The following is a 3,406-nucleotide window of genomic DNA, read 5'->3' on the forward strand; positions in this document are numbered from 1 at the left end:
TCTGACCCCCAATACGGTAGTGTGCTAAAGCGGAAATGGTTATTCTCCGCCAACGTATTCGATTGTATATGTGTCGTTGGCTGTCATCAGGAGCATCTTGAGTACGTCGTCTTTATTGTTGATCTTGTTGACGTAGTAGTTGTTCAATCTGCTGAGCAGGATGGAGTAGGCTTGTTCGGGTGATTTCTTCAGGATGTAGTCGCTGTACTCGCTGTCCCAATACTGGATCGCGAACATGATGATTTCTTTCTTTTCGGCGGAAGTCATCTGCTGCCACATGAAGCCATCGATGTAAGCTAATGAGTCATAATGGAAACTCATATATACTCCTTCAAGATAGTAAGCAATGTCATACTCAACAACTTCGCCATCATCATAGGTCACTTCGATTGTTTCAGGGTCGATCAAACTAACGTCAACCGCTTCTTCCACCATCTCAAGGATGATGCGATTTAGCGCACGTTCAAAATATAAATCCTCTTGCATCTTGAACCGATAAGTCAATTTGGCAAACGCCTCACGAGTTGTGGCATCCTGCGGGAAATAGTACTCTCCGTTTCCTTCAATAAATCCAATATCCTTCAAAAAGGCTACATGAGGCTGTGCCCAGCTCGAAACCTTGTTAAAATCAGCAAAACCTGGGTCGTACTCAAGCAATCCCACGAATTCCTCAAGTCCCATTGCCCTCACGAACATGACCGCCATTTCCTGGCGGGTAATCAACGCGTTTGAGCCAAATAAAGTCTTTGATTTACCGTATGTAATGTCCGCTTTTACAAGCGCCCCCACATAGGGCCTTGACCAGTCAGCCAAATCCGTAAATTGTGCCGCTGCTTTGGCATCCAATGGAAGCTCCATCGCCAGGGCAAGCATTTTGGCGAATTGCGCACGGGTCAATTTTTCTTTAGGACGGAAGGTCCCATCGGCATATCCCGAAATCACATTGTTTTTCGCAAGCTCTTCTATGTAAAACTTCATTGGCGACGAATTGATATCTTTAAACGTCACAGAAGCTGAAGCGAAAGAACCCAGCGAACTGAACAACACGCTAAAAGTAAGCAAGAATGCAAACAGTTTCTTCATTCATTTTCCCCCTTATAAGAGTAATCAGCTAAATTTTACAGATTATTTAGAGATAAATATATTGGTAATTTAAGGTTTTTGACAACCTAATAAACTGGTAAAAATAAGGGTTATTATGTTAAAAACCCTACTTATATCCTGCTTTCGTCATTCGACAAAATTTGTTTAATGTGGTAAAAATATTTTGGTAGATACAGATAATGGGAGAATACATATAGGGGGAAAAGAGTTGAAATTTGTAAAGAAGGTAGTTGTTACATTAGCCATAAGTCTTCTGGTCCTTCAATCAGTTGCGGTCCAGGCTGGATTTGCGAGCACTTATGAGCAGTTTCCAGTGTCGTCCGGCGTTAAGTACAAAGAAAACAGGGAAGTCATTAATACTTATGACCAGTCCATTAAAGTGCTAGAGGTCAATCTTCAGGACCCATATACGAGATTGGATCTTTCAATGCCAGCAATAGGGAAGATTTCTGGTACCACTGCCCAGGCTAAAGCTGTCCATCGTGAGGGCAATAGAGTAGTAGGGGCGATTAATGGGTCATTTTTCGACACAAACACAAAGCTCCCTATGTATTTAATTGCTAAAAATGATATTTTAGTAAACTCGGGAATCATTGCTTCCGGGCGTGACCAGTATGTGAATGAACCGATTGCTTTTGGAATCAATGCCAGCGGCAAGGCTCAGATTGAATATTTCGATCTTGACCTCTCAGCTGAACATAATGGCTCATTAACGGATATTACAAGCATGAATAAAATCAGGAACAATGATAATCTCATTTTATATACACCTGACTATATGGATGGCTATACAAATACGAACCAATACGGTTATGAGGTTATTTTTACAGGGGCGTCGAAAAATAAGGATTTGACGTTCGGCGATGTGATTACTGGTACGGTAAGCGCGATTCGTCCATATGGAACCACGACGAATACGCAAATTCCTGCCGATGGCTTCGTCCTGTCTGCCCATGGCACTCCAATGGAATTCTTGAAAAAAATGAAACTTGGAGAACAGGTTCAAATCTCCATTAATATTGATGATAAGTGGAAGGGATCTAAGTACATCCTTGCTAGCGGTCCACGTCTTGTTGATAATGGCGCAGTTTCGTTGAGCATTGATCCAAACAGTTCACGCGCGAGGGAACGTGCTCCGCGTACAGCGATTGCTGTTGACCGTACAATGACGAAGGTTTTCATGGTCACGGTTGATGGCAGGGCAGCGGGCTACAGCAAGGGCATGAACCTGACTGAGTTCGCTCAGTACCTAGTAAAGCTTGGAGCTTATAAAGCTCTTAACCTTGATGGGGGCGGCTCCACGACTATGCTTGCACGCAAGCATGGTAATGATATGGCATCCTTGATCAACGAGCCTTCAGACGGCTGGGAAAGGGGTGTCACGACTACCCTCCAGGCAATCAGCACCGCGCCTCTAGGCCAGGAATCGAGCTTTGGCGTTGGGTTATCAAGTTCATCTGTCACAGTAGGTTCTACTATTTCTGTTTCGTTAAAATATGTGCTGGACCAGTTTTACAATCCGTTAGCGAAAGATCCGGCAAAATTAAAGCTTTCCAGCACGATGGGGTCCTTTGAAGGCACTACTTTAAAAACAACTAAAGTGGGCGATGGCGTCATTACTGCAACATATGGCAGTCTGACAAAACAGATTCCAATCACTGTGAAAAATGAAGATTCACCGTTTACTGACATTCCAAGTACGAATAAGTATTTTTCAATCATCAAGTATTTATATGATCGTGAAGTAATTGCAGGCTACGCCGATGGGACCTACAGACCGGCGAACACATTGAAGCGTATCGATGCAGCTCTTTTGCTGGTCCGTTCGTTAAAATTGGATACTGCAAACATCCAGGATGTAAACTTTACTGATATTCCGAAGACATACCGTTTCTATAAGGAAGTAGCTGCAATCACGAATGCAGGCATCATCTCTGGTAAACAGAACGGAACATTATTCGATCCGAACGCACCACTGACAAGGGCAGAAATGGCCGTCATCCTGCAAAAAGGTTTCAAACTGCAAGGCTCAGCAGAAACGCCATTCACTGACGTACCTGAACAAAGCTTCGCCTACAATGCAATCTCAAGTCTGTACGCAAACAAAATCACAGAAGGATACGGCACACTATACAAACCAGCAGACACCGTAACCCGTATCCAATACGCATTATTCCTGTACAGAGCACTGCAAAACCAGCAGTAAAAGAGAGATTGAAGAAATAAATAAAAGAAAAATTAGACTGAAATAAAAGAAAGGGGCCAGCACCAAAGTGCTGGCCCCTCTTTAACACATTAACGC

The 3,406-nt window shown here is 43.2% G+C and carries 2 protein-coding genes; one reads left to right on the forward strand and one right to left on the reverse strand.

Going from position 1 to position 3,406, the window contains the following annotated elements; all coding sequences use genetic code 11:
* Positions 1 to 39 precede the first annotated feature (39 nt).
* Positions 40 to 1,083 (reverse strand): S-layer homology domain-containing protein, encoded by a 1,044-nt coding sequence (locus tag V7201_RS23005; protein ID WP_335379077.1) that lies wholly within the window; start codon positions 1,081 to 1,083, stop codon positions 40 to 42.
* Positions 1,084 to 1,312: 229 nt separating this feature from the next.
* Here V7201_RS23005 and V7201_RS23010 point away from each other — a divergent pair, with 229 nt between their 5' ends.
* Complete coding sequence (locus V7201_RS23010) at positions 1,313 to 3,310, forward strand: phosphodiester glycosidase family protein (protein WP_335379078.1); 1,998 nt, start codon at positions 1,313 to 1,315, stop codon at positions 3,308 to 3,310.
* Positions 3,311 to 3,406 lie beyond the last annotated feature (96 nt).

Source organism: Bacillus sp. JJ1122 (genome assembly GCF_036964885.1).
In the GTDB taxonomy this organism is placed as follows: domain Bacteria; phylum Bacillota; class Bacilli; order Bacillales; family Cytobacillaceae; genus Mesobacillus.